General features: G+C 64.7%; 14 protein-coding genes and 1 pseudogene. 6 read left to right on the top strand and 9 right to left on the bottom strand.

What is annotated here, in order from left to right; genetic code table 11:
* Positions 1-173: 173 nt before the first annotated feature.
* A complete protein-coding gene (locus OIE68_RS06535) occupies positions 174-1,787 on the bottom strand; it encodes a GMC family oxidoreductase (RefSeq protein ID WP_327098475.1) in 1,614 nt (537 codons plus the stop codon).
* A 209-nt stretch (positions 1,788-1,996) separates the two neighbouring features.
* On the opposite strand from OIE68_RS06535, the gene OIE68_RS06530 reads away from it, so the two are divergent.
* Positions 1,997-2,992, top strand: coding sequence for an alpha/beta hydrolase (locus OIE68_RS06530; RefSeq protein ID WP_327098474.1), 996 nt, complete (start codon positions 1,997-1,999; stop codon positions 2,990-2,992).
* Positions 2,993-3,220: 228 nt separating this feature from the next.
* Positions 3,221-3,730 carry an NUDIX hydrolase gene (locus OIE68_RS06525; RefSeq protein ID WP_327101596.1) on the top strand — a complete coding sequence of 170 codons (510 nt, stop codon included), beginning with the start codon at positions 3,221-3,223 and terminating at the stop codon, positions 3,728-3,730.
* Between the two features lie 214 nt (positions 3,731-3,944).
* Here OIE68_RS06525 and OIE68_RS06520 read toward each other — a convergent pair whose 3' ends face one another.
* The 4 genes from OIE68_RS06520 to OIE68_RS06505 form a co-directional block, all read right to left on the bottom strand.
* Positions 3,945-4,625 carry a TIGR00266 family protein gene (locus OIE68_RS06520; RefSeq protein WP_327098473.1) on the bottom strand — a complete coding sequence of 227 codons (681 nt, stop codon included), beginning with the start codon at positions 4,623-4,625 and terminating at the stop codon, positions 3,945-3,947.
* 27 nt (positions 4,626-4,652) lie between these two features.
* Complete coding sequence (locus OIE68_RS06515; RefSeq protein ID WP_327098472.1) at positions 4,653-5,027, bottom strand: arsenate reductase family protein; 375 nt, start codon at positions 5,025-5,027, stop codon at positions 4,653-4,655.
* Between the two features lie 13 nt (positions 5,028-5,040).
* Positions 5,041-6,573 (bottom strand): glycosyltransferase family 39 protein, encoded by a 1,533-nt coding sequence (locus OIE68_RS06510; RefSeq protein WP_327098471.1) that lies wholly within the window; start codon positions 6,571-6,573, stop codon positions 5,041-5,043.
* A gap of 80 nt (positions 6,574-6,653) precedes the next feature.
* Positions 6,654-7,967, bottom strand: a complete 1,314-nt coding sequence (locus OIE68_RS06505) for an aspartate aminotransferase family protein (RefSeq protein ID WP_327098470.1) — start codon at positions 7,965-7,967, stop codon at positions 6,654-6,656.
* A gap of 675 nt (positions 7,968-8,642) precedes the next feature.
* Between OIE68_RS06505 and OIE68_RS06500 the strand changes: the two genes are divergently transcribed.
* Positions 8,643-8,957, top strand: a complete 315-nt coding sequence (locus tag OIE68_RS06500) for a hypothetical protein (protein WP_327098469.1) — start codon at positions 8,643-8,645, stop codon at positions 8,955-8,957.
* A gap of 219 nt (positions 8,958-9,176) precedes the next feature.
* On the opposite strand, the gene OIE68_RS06495 is transcribed toward OIE68_RS06500, so the two are convergent.
* Positions 9,177-9,929: a HEAT repeat domain-containing protein gene (locus tag OIE68_RS06495; RefSeq protein ID WP_327098468.1), complete on the bottom strand. Its 753-nt coding sequence runs from the start codon at positions 9,927-9,929 to the stop codon at positions 9,177-9,179.
* Positions 9,930-10,194: 265 nt separating this feature from the next.
* Positions 10,195-10,803, bottom strand: coding sequence for an XRE family transcriptional regulator (locus OIE68_RS06490; RefSeq protein ID WP_327098467.1), 609 nt, complete (start codon positions 10,801-10,803; stop codon positions 10,195-10,197).
* Between the two features lie 109 nt (positions 10,804-10,912).
* Between OIE68_RS06490 and OIE68_RS06485 the strand changes: the two genes are divergently transcribed.
* Positions 10,913-11,731, top strand: a complete 819-nt coding sequence (locus OIE68_RS06485; RefSeq protein ID WP_327098466.1) for an MBL fold metallo-hydrolase — start codon at positions 10,913-10,915, stop codon at positions 11,729-11,731.
* Between the two features lie 628 nt (positions 11,732-12,359).
* Here the strand turns inward: OIE68_RS06485 and OIE68_RS06480 are convergent.
* Positions 12,360-12,929, bottom strand: coding sequence for a TetR/AcrR family transcriptional regulator (locus OIE68_RS06480; protein WP_327097738.1), 570 nt, complete (start codon positions 12,927-12,929; stop codon positions 12,360-12,362).
* A 112-nt stretch (positions 12,930-13,041) separates the two neighbouring features.
* Between OIE68_RS06480 and OIE68_RS46975 the strand changes: the two are divergent.
* A pseudogene (locus OIE68_RS46975) lies at positions 13,042-13,934 on the top strand (NmrA/HSCARG family protein).
* Positions 13,935-14,261: 327 nt separating this feature from the next.
* Positions 14,262-14,774, top strand: a complete 513-nt coding sequence (locus tag OIE68_RS06470) for a hypothetical protein (protein WP_327098465.1) — start codon at positions 14,262-14,264, stop codon at positions 14,772-14,774.
* A gap of 341 nt (positions 14,775-15,115) precedes the next feature.
* Here OIE68_RS06470 and OIE68_RS06465 read toward each other — a convergent pair whose 3' ends face one another.
* Positions 15,116-16,990: a potassium transporter Kup gene (locus tag OIE68_RS06465; RefSeq protein ID WP_327101595.1), complete on the bottom strand. Its 1,875-nt coding sequence runs from the start codon at positions 16,988-16,990 to the stop codon at positions 15,116-15,118.
* Positions 16,991-17,424 lie beyond the last annotated feature (434 nt).

Genomic DNA, 17,424 nt, shown 5'->3' with positions numbered 1-17,424 from the left:
CGGTGCTCGCAGCGGATAGACCTCGACGTAGGATCGGCGGTGGTTGCCGACTTCCGCCGGTTGGCGACTCGCGTTCCGGGATGGGAGAAGCTGACGTCTCTCGATCGACGATCGCGGGTTCTGGAGGGCCACCCTTTTCCCTGCTGGAGTGAATATCAGCAGGGCCACAGGCATTAGCCGACGGTGCCGAGTATCTCCGCGCACTTCTCACCGATCATGAGCGACGGTGCGTTGGTATTGCCGCCCGTGATGCTCGGCATGATCGAAGCGTCAGCGACCCGTAGCCCTTCTATGCCGCGTACCTTCAGCGCGGGGTCGACCACGGCCGCCTCATCGACGCCCATGCGGCAGGTGCCGACCGGGTGATAGATCGAATGCACCCGGTTGGGCAGTTCCCGCCGCAGCGCGGACTCGTCCATCAGTTCCCTACCGGGCGTGTGCTCCTCGACGAGGTCACCGGCAATACTCTTGTGCGCCATGATCTCCCGGACGGTCCTGATGCCTTCGATCAGGAATTCGGTATCGCGGGGATCGCTCAGATAGCCGGGGTCGATGAGCGGCGCGGCAAAGGGATCCGTCGATGCCAATTTCAGCTCACCACGGCTCTTCGGATAGATCAGGCTGGGCAGTACCGTCAGTGCGGGGCGGCGCTCCACCAGGTACATCTTGTCCTCGTCCTGATTGGGCACCGGATAGTTCCACGGCAGACTGTGCAGCTGCATATCCGGGTAACCGGCCTCGGCGAATTTGGTCTTGACGAAGCCGACGGCCTCGAACACGGTGCGACCCATCCAGGAACTGTCCGGACGGCGCAGTTCGCGCAGGAGCGCGCGGGCGAAATACGTGGGTATGCCGCGGTGGATGGCTTTCTTTGAAATGTAGGTCATGGGCACGAACATGTGATCGTGCAGGTTCTGGCCTACCGGTAGATCCGCGTGCACGGTGATTCCGAGTTCACGAAGGTGTGCTGCCGGGCCGACGCCAGAGAGCATGAGCAGTTGCGGCGAGCCGATCACGCCGCCGGAAACGATGATCTCCTTGCCGGCGTGGACGATTCGGCGCGCGCCGTTGTTCTCCTGGATTTCGACGCCGGTGGCGCGGCCGTTCTCGATGACGATGCGGGTCACGTGGACCCGCGTGATGACCTGCAGGCCCGCATTCGGCCGTTCGGTGATGAATGCGCGAGAAGAGCTGTAGCGCAAGCCATTGCAGACACTCTGCTGGAAGATCGAGATGCCTTCCTGCGATTCGCCGTTGTAGTCCTCGATAATCGGTGTCCCGAGCGTTTCGGACGCTGCGGTCATGAACTCTTCGCCGATCGGGGTGAGGTCCTTCTGGCGGGTGACTTGGATGGGTCCTCCGGCGCCGCGATAGGCGTCGGGGCCGCCCTCCCAGTTCTCGAGGCGCTTATAGGCGGGCAGGATCTCCTCGTAGGTCCAGCCGGTATTACCTTGCGCTGCCCAAGAATCGAAGTTTGCTCGATTTCCGCGGACGTAAAGCATGCCGTTCACCGAGCTCGAGCCGCCGAGCACCTTGCCGCGGGTCATGGGGATCGTGCGGTCGTTGGCGTGCTTCTGCGGGATCGAGTACTGCTTCCAGCACACTCGTTTTTTGAGCGCCGGAATGGTGTGGACCATCGTGACCAGCCCGGGGCTGGAGACCAGTCGGGTGTTGTCCGCGCGTCCCGCCTCCAGCAGGATCACGTTGGCGCCGTGCTCGGCCAGTCGGCCCGCGATGACGGCGCCGGCGCTGCCCGCGCCTACGACGATGTAGTCGGCTTCGGTCATGATTTCGCCTGTCTGCTACTCACGTCCTGATCGAGCGGAATACGTTTCAGGACACGTGTCTGGATGCTATTCCGAACAGACTTCCAAATCAACACTGTGCTTGTGAACAGGACCGATCGAGCCCACATCGACAGATCAACTGTCTGGACAGGTGTTCGTAGAAGGTTCCGCTTTTGTGATAGCGTCACCGCACCTTCGGGAGGTTCGGCATGAAAATCAGCGACGCGATGATCGACAAGCAATTGCGGCGCACCGGCGTGTGGATTCGCCGATTGATGTCCTCGCACGATGAACGGCGATTACGGCGCACGGCCAAGCTCGTCGACGCGGTGGCGCCGCTGGCACGCATCGGTGTGTCGAGAACGATGCGGGTGCGACAGGTCGGCATCGAGCGAGGCGATGGCACCCGGCTGCGGATGCTGATCTACTCGCCGCTCGAACCGGCCCCCGCCGCCACCGGCGTGCTCTGGCTGCATGGCGGCGGCTACTTCCTCGGACGGCCCGAACAGGATGTCGCGGTCTATCGCCGGATGGTCGTCAAGACCGGATGTGTCATCCTCGCCCCGGACTATCGACGCAGCGTCGACCAGCCGTATCCCGCGGCTCTGGACGATTGCTACACCGCGCTGATCTGGATGCGCGACAACGCGTTTCGGCTCGGCATTCGTCCGGATCAGCTGGTCGTGGCGGGCGAGAGTGCGGGCGGCGGACTGACGGCGGCGCTGACACTGCTCGCCCGGGACCGCGGTGAGGTGAATATAGCCTTCCAGATGCCGATCTACCCGATGATCGATGACCGGGTGTGCACTGCCTCCTCGTGTGACAATGACGCCCCAATGCTCGATACCGTCACTTTGGTGACCGCATGGAAGCTGTATCTGCGCGATCTGTATGGGACACAACGTGTTCCGATATATGCCGCGCCCGCCCGCGCAATCGATCTGCGGGGCCTGCCACCCACTTTCACCTACGTCGGCGAACTCGAGCCGTTCCTGGACGAGACAGTCGCTTATGTGGATGGTTTGCGTGCGTGTGGGGTGCCGGTGGACTTCGAGGTTTACCCGGGTTGCTGGCACGGCTTCGACCGGCTGGTGCCGCGCGCCGAGGTGAGCCGGCGGGCATTGCGGTCACGGGAACGCTGGTTCCGCCGCGCGGCCGCCACCTACGTCGCTCCACAGCCTGGAATGGACCGAGACCGGGTCTGAGCTGTGGCGGTGAAGCCGGTTCAGAGCGGTGTCAGGTCACTGCCATTACCGGATCACGCGGGACGAGGACCACGTGACGCTGACCACGACTGTCCGTACCCCGGTGACGCCAACCCGCACGGCGTAATGACTACCCGAGCAAGCGGATTCGCAGTCATTTGCCGTGGGCGGTACTGCGTGCGGAGATCAGGTTACTCTCGACCGGTGTTCGTGCACCCTCAGTCGGAGATGATCGCGGTCTATGACGCCGCGGGCTGCGAAATCGGCACGGCCGACCGGGCCACCGTCTATCGCGACGGTATCTGGCATGCCAGTGCGGGTGTGCTCGTTCGCTCCGGCGACGGCGAACGCGTCTATGTGCACCGTCGCACCGATACCAAGATGGTCTTCGCCGGTATGTACGACTGCCTTGCTGGTGGTGTCGTCGATCCCGGCGAGACCCCGGCGCAGACCGCGGTCCGTGAACTCGCCGAGGAACTCGGCATCGTCCTGCCCGCCGACGCACCACCGCTCCCCCTGCGGGCCAGCGCGTCCTGGGACGGCAGCTGGCAGGGCACGCCGATGCGCTGCCATCTGTTCGCCTACGAGTTGCGCTACGACGGGCCCATCCGGCACCAGCCCGAGGAGATCGTGGACGGCTGGTGGTGGACCGATGCCGAACTGCGCGCACATCTGGCCGACCCGACCTGGCCGTTCGTCCCCGACACCCGCATCCTCACCGACCAGCTGCTGGCTTGAAACGCCATCGGCCCACCAGGTCGAGGACCTGATGGGCCGATGAGCCTGCGTTCTGTCAGGCGGCGCTACCGCTCATAGCACCCATGACCTGGGTGAAGAGGTTCGCGACGACTTCGAGGAGCTCCATGTACATTCCCTTGCTGGACCCGATATGAAAGTTGCATTCTGCACGAGCTACGTGTCCAGCAGGTAAGAGAGCCGTGAAAACCGGTGACTAACCCGAGGACGCCACCGACCCCGCCCATGCCGCGAAGGCTCCCGGATTGCGGGTCTGGAGCAACACCCGGCCAGGTCCGGTGAAGTCGAAGACGAAGCCTTCGCCCGACTTCAGCGACTGGATGGAACGCCCGGATACCGCGCGCCGGATGGTGAAGTTCATGGCCAGGTCATAGGCCACCACATGGCCGGTATCGATGGTGATCGGCTCGCCGGGCTGCAGATCGATCACATCGATCGCGCCGAATACACCGACGACCACCTCACCCTCGCCGTGCGCGCGCAGACCGAAGCCGCCCTCGCCGCCGAACAGGTTCGCAACACCGCCCCATTTGCCCTCGACCTGCACGCCGTGCGAGTTCGCGATCCAACCGCCGCGGCTGATGAAGAACGGCCGATCGGGGGTGATCTGCAGGTTCAGCATGTCGCCTGGCAATGCGGGCGCCACGTCCACCCAGCCGCCCTGCGCCGGTGCGGTGAAGGTCGAGACGAAAAATGATTCACCCGCCAGCACCGAACGCTTCAGCCCGGCGAGAATGCCGCCTTCGGCCTTGGCCTGCAACGAAACTCCCGCCGAATGCGCGACCATGGCGCCGCTCTCGACCCGCATCGGCTCACCGCCGGCCAGGAAGCACCGCGCGACCGCAGAGGCCGGACTATGACGCAGTTGTACCTTCATAAATGCCGACCCTACCGGCTATTTCGGCTACGAAGGGTCCAGCGATTCCAAGGTCTGCTCATCGCGCGCGACGACCGCACCGCCGTCGGCTGTGAGCACGATCGGCCGCTGGATCAGCTGCGGATTCGCAGCCAGCGCTTCGATCCAGCGCTCCCGGTCCGCGGCGGTGCGTCCCCAGCCGGATACACCCAGATCCTTGGCGATCTGCTCACCGGTGCGGGTGATATCCCACGGCTCGGCGCCCAGCCGCTTAAGCACCGTCCGCAATTCCGCCGCCGTGGGCGGATCGTCGAGGTAGCGCCGGACCTTGTACTCCACGCCCGCCTCGTCCAGATGTGCGGTGGCATTGCGGCTCTTGCTGCACCGCGGGTTGTGCCAGATCTCGGTTTGCCCAGATGTCATGGTCGCAGCGTACCTACAGGTGCATCCAGGTCGGCCACACCTGCGACCACGGGTGGCGCAGACCGGTACATTTCCACACGGTGACGTTCTGGGTGTTGCCCGGATAGCCGATTCGACTGTCCACCTTGGCAACTGGTTCGACGTCGTCGAAATCCCAGTGCAGGAAGGCTTCGTTCACGCCGACGGCGATCACGGCCGAGGCATTGTCGGGTGGCATGGCGAAGTAGCCGAAACCGCGGCTCGGACTGTAGATAGGTGGCAGGCGATCGCGGTCGAATTGGTCCAGGGCGCTGGCCTGCCAGTAGGTGTCGGTCACGATGACGGCGTCGGCACCTTCGGCCGGGGTGAGCGATTCATAGGCCTGGAGGACGGCGGAAGTCAGTTCGGGCCAACCGAATTCACCGTACACACCGATATTGATGGCGGCCTCGGCGTCATCGGCGGGTGGCTCGACGTGCGCGGCATCGCGCCACGGCGTCGACCACAGCACATAGCCCGCGGCGACGGCGGCGAGCACCACACCGATCACTGAGACCAAGCGTTTCGGTGTGGGATTCAGTCGATCCGCGAGTCCGACGAGACCGACCGCACCCGCCGCGATCACCACACCGAACATGCCGGCGACGTAGTAGATCCGGCCACCGATCACCAGGAAGACGGCGACGAGTATCAGCAGAGTCGCACCGAGGAACCGGTACGGGCGCAGCGAGGCATTGCACAGCAGCGCCCACCCGCCATAGACCAACAGTGCCGCTCCCAGATACCCCGCCAGCAGCACCGCGAGCGGCACGAACAGCACCCGGCCGCCGAGTATGCCCTGTTCACCGCTGATTACCTCGCCCATCGACAGCTGCGGCCAATTGTTGCGCGCCTGCCAGATCAGTGACGGCGCGGTCGCCGCGACCACGACGACACCGCCGAGCCACAGTAGCGGCCGCCGCACCAGTTCGCGCGGACCGAAGATCAGCGAACTCACCGCGACGCCGATCCAGAAGAACGGAATCAGCCATTTCACTTGCATATCGACCGCGGTAACCAGTGCAGCGCACAGCAGCAGGCGATCACGGCGGGTCCGCACCCAGCGCACCACCAGCCAGGTAATGATCACCCAGAGCACGGTGTCGACCGCGTTGGTGGTCAGCATTTTGCCTTGGAGCAGCAGAAACGGTGAGGTCGCGTAGCCGAGGGCGGCGAGCACCTGGGCCGCCGCTGCGCCGCCGAGTTCACGCGCGATCACCGCGCACAGCACGATGCCGAGGACGGTCAGCGCGACAACGGGTAGCCGCAGCACAAAAAAGCTTCCGGGTGCGATCGTATCCATCAACCGCGCCAGCATCGGCAATACCGGACCTTGATCGGCATAGCCGAACGACGGCCGACGACCCGCCGCCAGGAAGTAGAGCTCATCGCCGAAGTAGTCATAGCGGCTGGTCGAGAACACCAAGACGGCCGCGGACGCGGCGGCGATGACACCGACGCCCACGGTCGCCATTGGCGGGCGCGCCTCGGTGGCGGTCGACTCCCGACGATCGGCGGTGTCGGTCACGTCAGCTCCTGCGGAGTTCCGAGGTGGACCGATCGAACGTAGCGGGAAACGGCCATTTCCTCCGCCGGTCAGCAGGCGATTCACCCCACGTATTCGTCGGCGACCTCCAACACCTCGTCGACGATCTCCAGCCCCGTGCGCAGTTCGTCGGCCGAGGTGGTCAGCGGCGGCGCGATCTGGAAGCGGTTACCGGCATTGAACGGCCACAGCCCGCGCTCCTTGGCGGCGGCGGTGACCCGGTTCATCGGTTCGGCGGCGGAGCCGGCGGCCGCGAACGGGATCAGCGGCTCGCGGGTGTGTGGATCGCGCACCAACTCCAGTGCCCAGAAGAAGCCGAGGCCGCGCGCCTCGCCGACGCTCGGATGCCGAGACGCCAACTCCGCCAGACCCTTTCCGAGTACATCCACGCCGACCGTGCGCACATGGTCGAGGATGCCGTCGCGTTCGAAGACATTGATCGAGGCGATGCCCGCGGCACAGGCGAGGGGATGTCCGGCGTAGGTGAGTCCGCCGGGATACACCGTATTGTCGTAGCGCTGCGCGATCCGTTCGGCCATCAGCACACCGCCGAGCGGAACATAACCGGAGTTCACGCCCTTGGCAAAGGTGATGATATCGGGTGCGACATCGAAGGCCTGGACCGCGAACCACTCACCGACCCGGCCGAATCCAACCATCACCTCATCGGCGATATAGACGATGCCGAATTCGTCGCACAGTTCCCGGACACCGGCGAGATAGCCCGGCGGCGGCACGAGCACACCGTTGGTGCCGACCACCGTCTCCAGGATCAGGCCCGCAATGTGTTGCGGCCCTTCCAATTCGATGACCTGGCGCAGGTGGTTCAGCGCCGCCGTCGTCTCTTCTTCGGGAGTGCTTGTGCCCCAAGGGGATCGGTAGGGGTACGGCCCGAAGAAGCGGACCACGTCGACATTGGTCGGCTCGGCACCCCAGCGCCGCGGCTCACCGGTCAACCCGATCGCAACACCGGTGCCGCCGTGATAGGAGCGATAGGCGGCAAGCATTTTGGTGCGTCCGGTGTAGCTGCGGGCCAACCGCACCGCATGTTCGACGGCCTCCGCACCGCCGGTGGTGAACAGAATCCGGTTCAGCTCGCCCGGCGCGCGTTCCACGATCAGCCGGGCCAGTTCGCTGCGCGCCTCGTTGCCGACGGTCGGCGAGATGGTCGCGAGTTTCTGTGCCTGATCGATAATGGCCGCGACAATATCCGGATGTTGGTGGCCGATATTGACATTCACCAGTTGGGAGGAGAAGTCGAGGTAGCGTTTGCCGCTCTCCTCCCAGAACCACGAGCCCGACGCGCCGACGATCGGTACCGGATTCAGGGTCGCCTGGGCGCTCCAGGGATAGAAGACGTGATCTGACCCGCTCATGGGGCAAATTCCCCCTTCGAACCTGGATAGAACAGCACATTGGCACCATAGCCCGATTGCGACGCCTGCGCGGCTGGAGGCGCGGCATATGACAAGAACTGTCCCGCCTGCGATTCCACACAGGTCCGAGGGGCCCGGCCAAGCCGTCAAGCATCCGGGAGCCGCGGCACGAGACATGGCCGAGCTGCCGCTCACCCCTCATCGCCCGGACGCGGCCGAGTACTCGTTGCGTCCAGTCGATACGCATGGACAGATCATGGACCGTGAGCTGGTCGCCTCACGGGTCTGGGAGCCGGGTGATCGCCTCGGCTGGCGTATCCAGCGGCGGAATAGGCGGTCCTGTCCCCCAGCGTGGACGGCTCTGCCACGGTGACGAGGAAGGGCCACCTTCGGCTGCCGGCGGAACTGCGGCACCTCGTGGGCGCCGAGATCGGCACCCCGCGTGCTGATGGTTGCTCCCAACGCCACACCGTCGCTGCTTCTCGTCCCGATGTACGTGCTCGACGACATGGTTGCTCACAGTGTCCTCGAGGTCTGCACCGATCATGACCAGTAGAAAACCGCTCGATAAGCGGCAGATGCGGACGTTCCCGAACGCGCGGGTCGCGGCAATATAGGACGTTGGCCAGGCGCCGAAACGAGTGTCCCCCAACCCCCGCATAGCATCTGGTCATCATGAACGGCCGGGAGATCGTCGCTACGGGTTCGTGGCTGTATGCCGACGTCGTTCTCGTGCCGGTGTTCGTCGTCCGTCTCGACTACGACTTCTGGTACGAGGTGGCCCGAGAAGAGGGCACACTCGCGGTGGGCGAGGAGCCGTTCCTTGATTCGGCCGGGCATTCCTATTACGTGTCGTTCAAAGTCCTCCACAACGATGCGTCATTCTGGCCTGATTCCGGGCCGCACCGTTCGGTTGATGAGGCGCGGATCACGGCAGAATCGAGGGTGCCCTCTCCGATCACTTGGCAGTCTGGTGAATCACTTCCATGAAAGATCATTGTTTGAAGCGTCACGGCCCGTCTGGCACGCGCCGCACACTGAAATCGGCAGTTGCGGACGTTTCGAGAACGCGCTCCACGCGGCATTACCGCGCGTCGGGACCGCTGGCACGTTCAGGCCGTGTTCTTCTTCGAGCCGACGATGCGATTGTTGCGAACTCCCGCCATGGTTGAGTCGCTGATCTTTGGTCGTAGCAAGGTCCGCGGATGGCTATGGTCGCGTCGTCGCCGCGTCACGTACTTCGGCATCGGGATCGGCGGCCAAGAGGGCCACCAGTCGGCGGGCCTCGCTGCCACGGTAACTGTGCAATGCCAACGCGAGAGCGTGACGGACCTCGGGGTTGGCATGGTCGAGCAGGTGCGCGATGTCGGCGACATCACCACGACTACGACGGCCCAAGCCGTAGAGGGCGTCGATCAGCTCGTCATCGTTGCCCGCGTTACGCAATTGGTCCAGCAGTTGAGGTTTCGTGAGCTCCGGGGGTTCGGTGGGGAACCGGCGGCGAAGGTCGGCGGCCTTGAATTCTCCAGGTCCCAGGCACGCAGGACAGGCACAGGGCGGGCGACCGTGCGCGTTCGGGTGATACCGCCACCCCGTCACCTGTCGTACATGCCGAACTCGATGCAGCTCGGCGGGGGCGATCGAACGAGGTACGACGATCTGGTATCCGCGCGCGTCCTCGGCGTGAAGAATCACCGAAACGGCCTCGGCCACAGTCATTTCCGTGCTGGCGGCCGAGTAGTGTCCAACGAGGACGGGTTCGTCGTCGGGTACCCGGAAATTCACCGCGATGATCAGCCGCTGCCCGCCGCGGCGCAGCTCGCGCAACCATTGATGCGACAGCACATAGGACGGCATCACCGGCATACAGAACACTCCGCGCCCAAAGCCACGCGCTGTGATGCCCGCACGGCGGATTCGCCGAGCGTTCTTCTCCGGTGTCAGGTGCACTAGCAGGGCCACAGCGCAAACCATAGCGATCCCGTGCCGGTAGAACGACGATATCGTGCGCGCATATCGGCATAGTGCATCGCCAGCGGCCGAACGGTGCTCTGCCCGTTGATCTTCGGCAGGCCCGCGCGGCTGCTTCGGAATGCGCGGGTTGCAGCTGGTTGGAGACTGGTGTCAGGATCAGGTCCCGGCCAGGATTTGATCCAGGTGCCCGGTGGGATGCTCCCTCGTATGCGGCTGCCCACCGTTTCGTGCCAGCTATTCGGATCCGGGCCATTTAGGTTCTGCTCGAGATGACCATGATGTATTCGCAGGGAGCGTTCGTTCGGTTGGCGAAGCCGTGGTCCGCGTCGGCCCGGAAGAACAGGGAGTCGCCGGTGTTCAGGGTCTCGCTCATACCGCCGATCAAGACGGTGAGGGTGCCTTCGAGCACCACGAGTTGTTTCTCCGTGCCCGGCGGATACGCGGGCAACAACCCGGTGGATACCTGTGCGGGGAGGTAGTGGAGGACCATCTCGCCTGTTCCCGCACCCGGTGCCGCTGACACCATGTGCCGCTCGAAGCCGGTTTCCGGGTCACGGAAAACGGGGCGGTCGTTCTTGCGCAGGACCACGGCCGCACCGGAGGCGGCAGCGGCTGCCCCACCGATCAGCTCCGAGAGCGACGCGTCGAGCGCGTGGGCGATCCTGGACGCGACGCCGATCGTCGGGCTCTTCTCACCGCGTTCGACCTTGGACAGCATCGCCCGGCTGACCGACGACCGCGTGGACAGCTGTTCCAGCGTCAGGCCCGCCTCCTCGCGGCGTCGCCGCACGTTACCGCCGAAGTCGCCCGCCAGGTCGTCACCGTGCTGTGGTTCGGTCGCGGTTCCGTCGTGTTCGACCACCGTGCTCCTCGATCGATCGGTATCTCGCCGCCCACAGTATATTTCTTCTAAAGAAGATCTAGTCTTCTATCAAAGACAGACGATAGGCGCTCAACCCGATGGAGGTTCCATGCGTTTGATCTCGAGTGGCCAGCACCATGCCATGTTCGAGTTCGGCGAACTGCAAATGGTCTCGTTGCGAGACGGGTACATCGACATGCCGCCGACCCGGCTCCGTGACGAGGAAGGGCGCACGCTCGACGAGCTGCCAGCCGCCGTGCCGCTGGTCGGCGACAACTTGCGGCTGTCGGTCAACGCCTTCTTCGTCACCGATGGCACACGGTCGGTTCTCATCGACACCGGCGCGTCCGACAACTGGCACGACCCCACCATGGGATTGATCTACGACGCACTCGACGAAGCGGGAATCGACCGCGCGCGGATCACCGACGTAGCCATCACCCACAACCACGAAGATCACGTGAGTGGGCTGATCGCGCCGGACGGTTCAGAGGCGTTTCCCGAACTCGAGCGCGTGTGGATCGGTGCGGGCGACACCTCGGTGTTCACAGGGCGGCTCAAGCCGATCCGCGAGCGGGTCGTCCCCATGTCGGAGAAGGTCGCAATCAACGACTGGACCACCGCGGTCCCGACACCGGGCCACACCCCCGGTCACACCGTCTATGACGTCAGCAGCGGCACCGGCCACCTTCTCGTCTGGGGTGACACCGTGCACGTTCCCACGCTGCAATTCGATCAGCCGAACGTGTCCTGGGAGTTCGACGGCAACCAGTCCCAGGCCCGCGCCGCGCGAGCGGCCCTCCTCGACCAACTGACCCAACCAGACCACTTCGTAGCCGGAGCCCACCTCGACTCACCCGGCATCGCCCGCGTAACCGCCTCCGGCGACGGTTACGCGCTGGAATACCTCGCACCACCGATCGGCTGATCGAGCTCTAGCCTCCAGAAAACGCTCACAATGGCGGCATCGAAAACACTTGCAGCAAAAGGGAACCCGGCGACCACGTGGGCGACGCCGCCAAGCCTGCCTCGGCCACTACCGTCGGTGCGGTCCAGGGCGGGCCTACATTCCAATCGCTCATCGGCTACTTAAGCGCACTGCGGGCGGTCGTACGACGCTCTGCCCGTTGATCTTCCGAGGTACCGCGCAAGCCGCTCCGCTCAGCGCGCACAGCGGCAGAAGAGGATGTTTCCCGCCCAATTGCTGAGTCGAAGGCGATGTCCGTCACGGTGAGATCTTTGCTGTGAGTCGGCGGGAGTTCCTGGTGCGCAAGCACTACGACGATGACCAGATCGCCGCACTGGTCTACCTGGTCGCCATGACCAACGCCGCAACCGGCTGCTGGTGATCACCAAGACCACAGGCGGCTCCTACCAGGCCGGCACATTCGACAACGTGGCGAACTGACCGGCACACCAATCCCCGCCCGGCCAGGACCGTTCTATCCCGGGCCGGGCCGCGCCGTATGTGCCATTCCGAACAGCGCGATCAGCGGCATCGGCGAACGTTCGGCCAGTCCGTTCGAGTTGCGCACAGGTCTGTCGCGTGCACAGTGTCACGCTTGGATGCGAAGGCCGTCGAAGAGGAAGTCCAGCAGCGTATGGGCTTGCTGGGTTCGGTCCGGATCTCCTTCAGTGGCAAGGGCTATCGCGTTGACGAGCTTCAGTAACTGGGGTGCGGTCAGCCCGGAACGGATCTCGCCCGCATCCTGAGCGCGCTGCAAAAGGCCGGTTGCCGTGGCGAATATTTCTTTCCGGCACCAAGATTCGGTCGATGTGCCTATGACTGCGAGCAGCGAGGCCGCCAGGCCGCGGGTGGCGCTGCCCTGTGCGACAACGGTGTCGAGCCACAACCTGAGCGCCTCGGCGGGGGCGTGTGCCGTGGCCAAGTCGCCGGCTCGGTGGACCAGTGCCTCTATGTGGTCGTGGTGGACCGCTTCCAGTAGTGCCTGTCTGGTCGGGAAATGGCGGTAGAGCGTGGCATTGCCGACCCCGGCGGCGCGTGCGATGTCGTCCAGCGGCACCTGCGGGCCGTGTTCGGCGAAGGCATTGGTGGCGGCGGTGATGAGCCGCTCGTAATTGCGCAGCGCGTCGGCGCGAGCCGGTCTACTCGGGGCTGGTGTCATTACACTCCGATTGCAAAACGGGGATAGTCCCCGTATCGTAGCCGACGGTTAAACGGGGACAATCCCCACTTATTGCCGATACAGGCGAACAGCGCTACTCGAGGAGGCTGCGATGTCGGACATCGTGTTGGTTACCGGAGCGACGGGCACCCAGGGCGGCGCAACGGCTCGTGCACTGCTGGCGGCGGGTTGGCGGGTGCGTGCGCTGGTGCGTGACCCGGACACGGCCGGTGCTCGGGTGTTGGCAGAGGCGGGTGCGGAACTGGCGCCTGGCGATATGGGCGACCGAACCACGCTGGATACGGCGGCGGCGGGTGTTCACGGGGTGTTCAGCGTGCAACCGACCGTGGGATACCCTGGCACACCTCCCGGCTTCACCGTCGCCGATGAACTGAGGCTCGGCCGCAATGTCGCGGATGCAGCCGCGGCAGCGGGGTTGCTCACTTCGTTTACGCCTCGGTCGGCGCTGCGGACGCCGATCACGGCATTCGCCGCTGGCAGAGCAAGGCGGAGTTGGAGAGATACTCGACTCGGCTCGGCCTGCCGACCACCGCATTACGCCCGGTGCGCTTCATGGAGAACCAGCTCGACCCCCGCTTCGGCTTGCGCGAGGGAGTACTCACCGATGTCATTCATCCGGACGTTCCCGTGCAGCTGATCGCGGGTACCGACATCGGTGTCTTCGCTGCACGGGCTTTCACTCACCCGGACGAATACATCGGAGCCGCGGTGGAACTGGCGGGCGACGAGCTGACCATGACCGAGATCACCGAGGCCATGAGCCGGTCCCTCGGACAACCGATCGAATACCGAGCGATCCCACGAGAAGCATTGTCGGACAAGGACCCCGACGCCCTCGCCGGCTACCGGTTCGCCAACCAGGGCGGAGGCTGGAATGCCGACATCGTGTCGCTGCGGCGATGCCATCCGGAACTGCTGGATTTCACCACCTGGCTAGAGCGTGAAGGTGCATGGCAGTACTCCGCTCACACCGCCCGACCCTGATGAACATTGCCGAAGACATGCGCGGGCAACTCGATCGGCGGTACTGCGTAGTGCCGGGTCCGCACGCGCCGCCCGAGATATGCACGCTCATCGGCTACCGTGCGGTCTCAGGTGACCTCGACATGGGGCATTTCCACGTCGGTAGCCCGGCTCGACGGGCCGTCGCGCACCGGAGAATGATTGCGATGAAATAGCTAACGAGCGGTGTATGCGGCAATGATTTGCTCTGACATGCGATATTGTCCGAAGGCAAGAAGATAGCCGGGAGCGATCCTATTCAGTGCCGTTCGTCTGGGAACGTCGAAAATCGGAACGAATGGAAGTGCGGTGCAGATCAAGAAGCTCCTGGCGACTGCGATCCTGGCCATCGCGGCCACCGGCACAACCACTGTCATGGCCAACGGTCAGGCCGGGGTGGCCTCGGACGTCACCGTCGGCGCGAACGCCGGCCCCGTCGCCTACACCACCACCCTCGCCGCCGTTCACACCAGCGCGCTGGTCCGGCTGGCCTCCGGCAGATTCACGCTCGGCCCCGACGCGGTCACCGTGACCGCGGACGACGGCACCGTCGTCGGCACCATTCCGAGGACATTGCAGGCCCAGACCGGGCAGACGTTCAACCTCACGCCGACGCTGGACAACACCGGCACGGAATTGACGCTGACCCCGGCATCGGCCCCCGTGCCCGGGCAGCACCAGGCACAGGGAGTCTTCGCCGTCGTCGAGGTCGGCGAGGTGATCGGTTGTGTCATCGGCATTCTCATCGGGATCTGGTTCTTCCTGGTGGGTGCCATCATCGGCTGTGCGGTCGGTGCGATCATCGGCCAGTTCATCGGCTAGGGCTTCCCCTCCGTCGGTTGGCGCTTCGCCTCCGCCAACTGAGCGGGCCTGGCAGTCGACGTCCGGACCGCCTCCGCTCGCCGCTACCGTCCCGGGCCGTCCTAGTGACGGCACCACAGTCGCAGTCACACCGATTCGGGTACACGCAGATGCGCGAGCGCCAACTCGAACTCAGGTGGGCCGAATACCTCGCCCACGCCCGCCCGTAACCCGATCCAGACCCACCCTCACCGAATACCGCAGGCGCTGATGCGCGAACGTGCTGCCCGGGTTCGGCAGGCTCAATACTGATGGCGCCCTTACGGTCCCGATGAATGTCCGCGAGGCCGATTCGATCGTGTTCACACCTCGATGCGCGAACCCATGATGACCGTCCGCTCACCCGGCAGGCCGAAATATTCGGCGGCGTCGGCGGTGATGTAGGAGGTGGCGATGAACAGTCGCTTGCGCCATGCCGCCATGGTCGGTGCCGCGCCCTTCTTCAGCTCGATCTTCGACAGGTAGTAGGAGGCACCGTCGACCGAGATCCGGCCTTCGGTTTGCGTCGGATCGAGCAGCCGCAGCGTGTGCGGGACGTTCGGTGTCTCCATGTACCCGAAATGTGCTGTCACGTGGATGATTCCGTCGTCGCCGTAGCCGAGGGCATCGATCTCGGCGCGCTCGGCGTCCGGGACGTGCGGTACCGGCACCGTGTCGATCGCCAGGATGACCACGTGCTCATGCAGCACCAGGTTGTGTTCGACATTGGCGCGCATCGCCAGCGGCGTGGTCTCGTTGCCGCGGTTCAAAAACACCGCGGTACCGGGGATCCGCAGCAGCGGCGGCTGACGATCACGCAATTGATCGACGAACCCGCGCAGCGGCCCCTCCTTCTCCTCCCGCGCCCGGGTGACGACCGCACGCCCACACGCCCACGTGGTCATCACGGTGAACGCCGTGACCCCGATCAACAGCGGCAGCCACGCCCCGTGCACCAGTTTGGTCATATTCGCCGCCAGGAACAGCAGGTCGACCGCCAGCAACGGAACAGCACCGAGCAGGACCAGCCACAGTGGGGCACCCCACTTGGCCCGAGCGATGTAGAAGAACAGCAGGGTCGTGATCGTGATCGTCGCGACCACCGCCATACCGAACGCATACGCCAACGCCGCCGAGCTACGGAACGCGAACACCAGAGTGATCACCGAAACCATCAGGACCCAATTGATCCAGGGGACATAGATCTGCCCGATCGTCGACTCCGAGGTATGCGCCACCCGCAACCGCGGCAGATAACCGAGCTGAGCAGCCTGCGATGCCACCGAATAGGCACCGGTGATCACCGCCTGGGAGGCGATCACCGTGGCGGCGGTCGCGATCAGCACCATCGGCAGCCGCGCCCAGCCAGGTGCCAACAGGAAGAACGGACTGCTCACCGCGCTCTCGTCACCGAGCAGCAGCGCGCCCTGCCCGAGATAGCTCAGTGTGCACGCCGGCAGCACCAACCCCAACCAGCCGCGCGTGATCGCCTTACGACCGAAATGGCCCATATCCGCGTACAACGCCTCCGCGCCGGTGACCGCGAGCACCACAGCCGCCAACGCGAAGAAAGCGATACCGAAATGCCCGAACATGAAACTCAACGCATATGTCGGCGAGAGCGCGCGCAGGATTTCCGGATGCCCGGCGATGCCACCCACACCGCAAGCGCCGATCGAGACGAACCAGACGATCATCACCGGCCCGAACAACCGCCCGACCACCGCGGTCCCATGGCGCTGCACCGCGAACAGACCCACGATGATCACCACCGTGATCGGCACGATCAGATCTTCCAACCCCGACGCGACGACCTTCACACCTTCCACCGCGGATAACACCGAAATAGCGGGGGTGATCATACTGTCACCGAAAAACAGTGCGGCACCGAAGATCCCGAGCGCGGCCAGCGCGGTGGCGGCCCGACCGCGTGTCCCACCCATCCGGCGCAGCAGCGTGATCAGCGCCATGATCCCGCCCTCGCCGTCGTTGTCGGCGCGCATCACCAGGGTCACGTAGGTCAGCGTGACGATCAGCATCACCGACCAGAAGATCAGCGACACGATGCCGTACACGTTCGCTGTGCTGATCGGCACCGGATGCGGATCATCCGGGTTGAACACCGTCTGCAGGGTGTAGATCGGGCTGGTACCGATATCACCGAACACCACCCCGAGCGCACCGACCACCACCGCCATCCCGGCCGAATGCGGACCGCTCGCTACACGCGCCGACTCTGCGACCGGAGACTCAGTGCTCATGCCCTAACTCCTCGTTTGCTGATCCGCACCCGATCGGGCGGGGACCACGGCGCTGCCACCGTAACCGACTCGGCGGTCTGTCACATCTCATCGATCCGCGCAAGTGTGTCGCACATTATCGGGCGGTATGGATTGCCAGCGAGGAGAGTCTGGGCGTCAACTCAGCGAATTCGCTGCGGATCCGCCGGATAGCCCCATTTCACGCGAGGCTCGACCGGGTGCAGGCTGAGGTTGTCGTAGTTCGGGACCCTCATCGAGCCGTGCAGGCACATGCCCCTCTGCTATCGAGTTCGGCTGCGGCCCTGGAGATTCCGAGCGGCAGCACATTGATCAACCGCGCGGCCCCGGTGTGCCCCATAGTCCGGCGGCGA

Origin of the sequence: Nocardia vinacea, from assembly GCF_035920345.1 — a bacterium.
Lineage (GTDB): Bacteria > Actinomycetota > Actinomycetes > Mycobacteriales > Mycobacteriaceae > Nocardia > Nocardia vinacea_A.
Note: the sequence above shows the minus strand (reverse complement) of the source record. Positions and strands in the feature narration are given on the sequence as shown.

Bases quoted from the DNA above. Each gene is read 5' to 3' on its own strand.
- OIE68_RS06535 (WP_327098475.1), bottom strand. From the start codon at position 1,787: ATGACCGAAGCCGACTACATCGTCGTAGGCGCGGGCAGCGCCGGCGCC.
- OIE68_RS06530 (WP_327098474.1), top strand. From the start codon at position 1,997: ATGAAAATCAGCGACGCGATGATCGACAAGCAATTGCGGCGCACCGGC.
- OIE68_RS06525 (WP_327101596.1), top strand. From the start codon at position 3,221: ATGATCGCGGTCTATGACGCCGCGGGCTGCGAAATCGGCACGGCCGAC.
- OIE68_RS06520 (WP_327098473.1), bottom strand. From the start codon at position 4,625: ATGAAGGTACAACTGCGTCATAGTCCGGCCTCTGCGGTCGCGCGGTGC.
- OIE68_RS06515 (WP_327098472.1), bottom strand. From the start codon at position 5,027: ATGACATCTGGGCAAACCGAGATCTGGCACAACCCGCGGTGCAGCAAG.
- OIE68_RS06505 (WP_327098470.1), bottom strand. From the start codon at position 7,967: ATGAGCGGGTCAGATCACGTCTTCTATCCCTGGAGCGCCCAGGCGACC.
- OIE68_RS06500 (WP_327098469.1), top strand. From the start codon at position 8,643: ATGAACGGCCGGGAGATCGTCGCTACGGGTTCGTGGCTGTATGCCGAC.
- OIE68_RS06485 (WP_327098466.1), top strand. From the start codon at position 10,913: ATGCGTTTGATCTCGAGTGGCCAGCACCATGCCATGTTCGAGTTCGGC.
- OIE68_RS06480 (WP_327097738.1), bottom strand. From the start codon at position 12,929: ATGACACCAGCCCCGAGTAGACCGGCTCGCGCCGACGCGCTGCGCAAT.
- OIE68_RS06465 (WP_327101595.1), bottom strand. From the start codon at position 16,990: ATGGCGGTGGTGGTCGGTGCGCTCGGGGTGGTGTTCGGTGATATCGGT.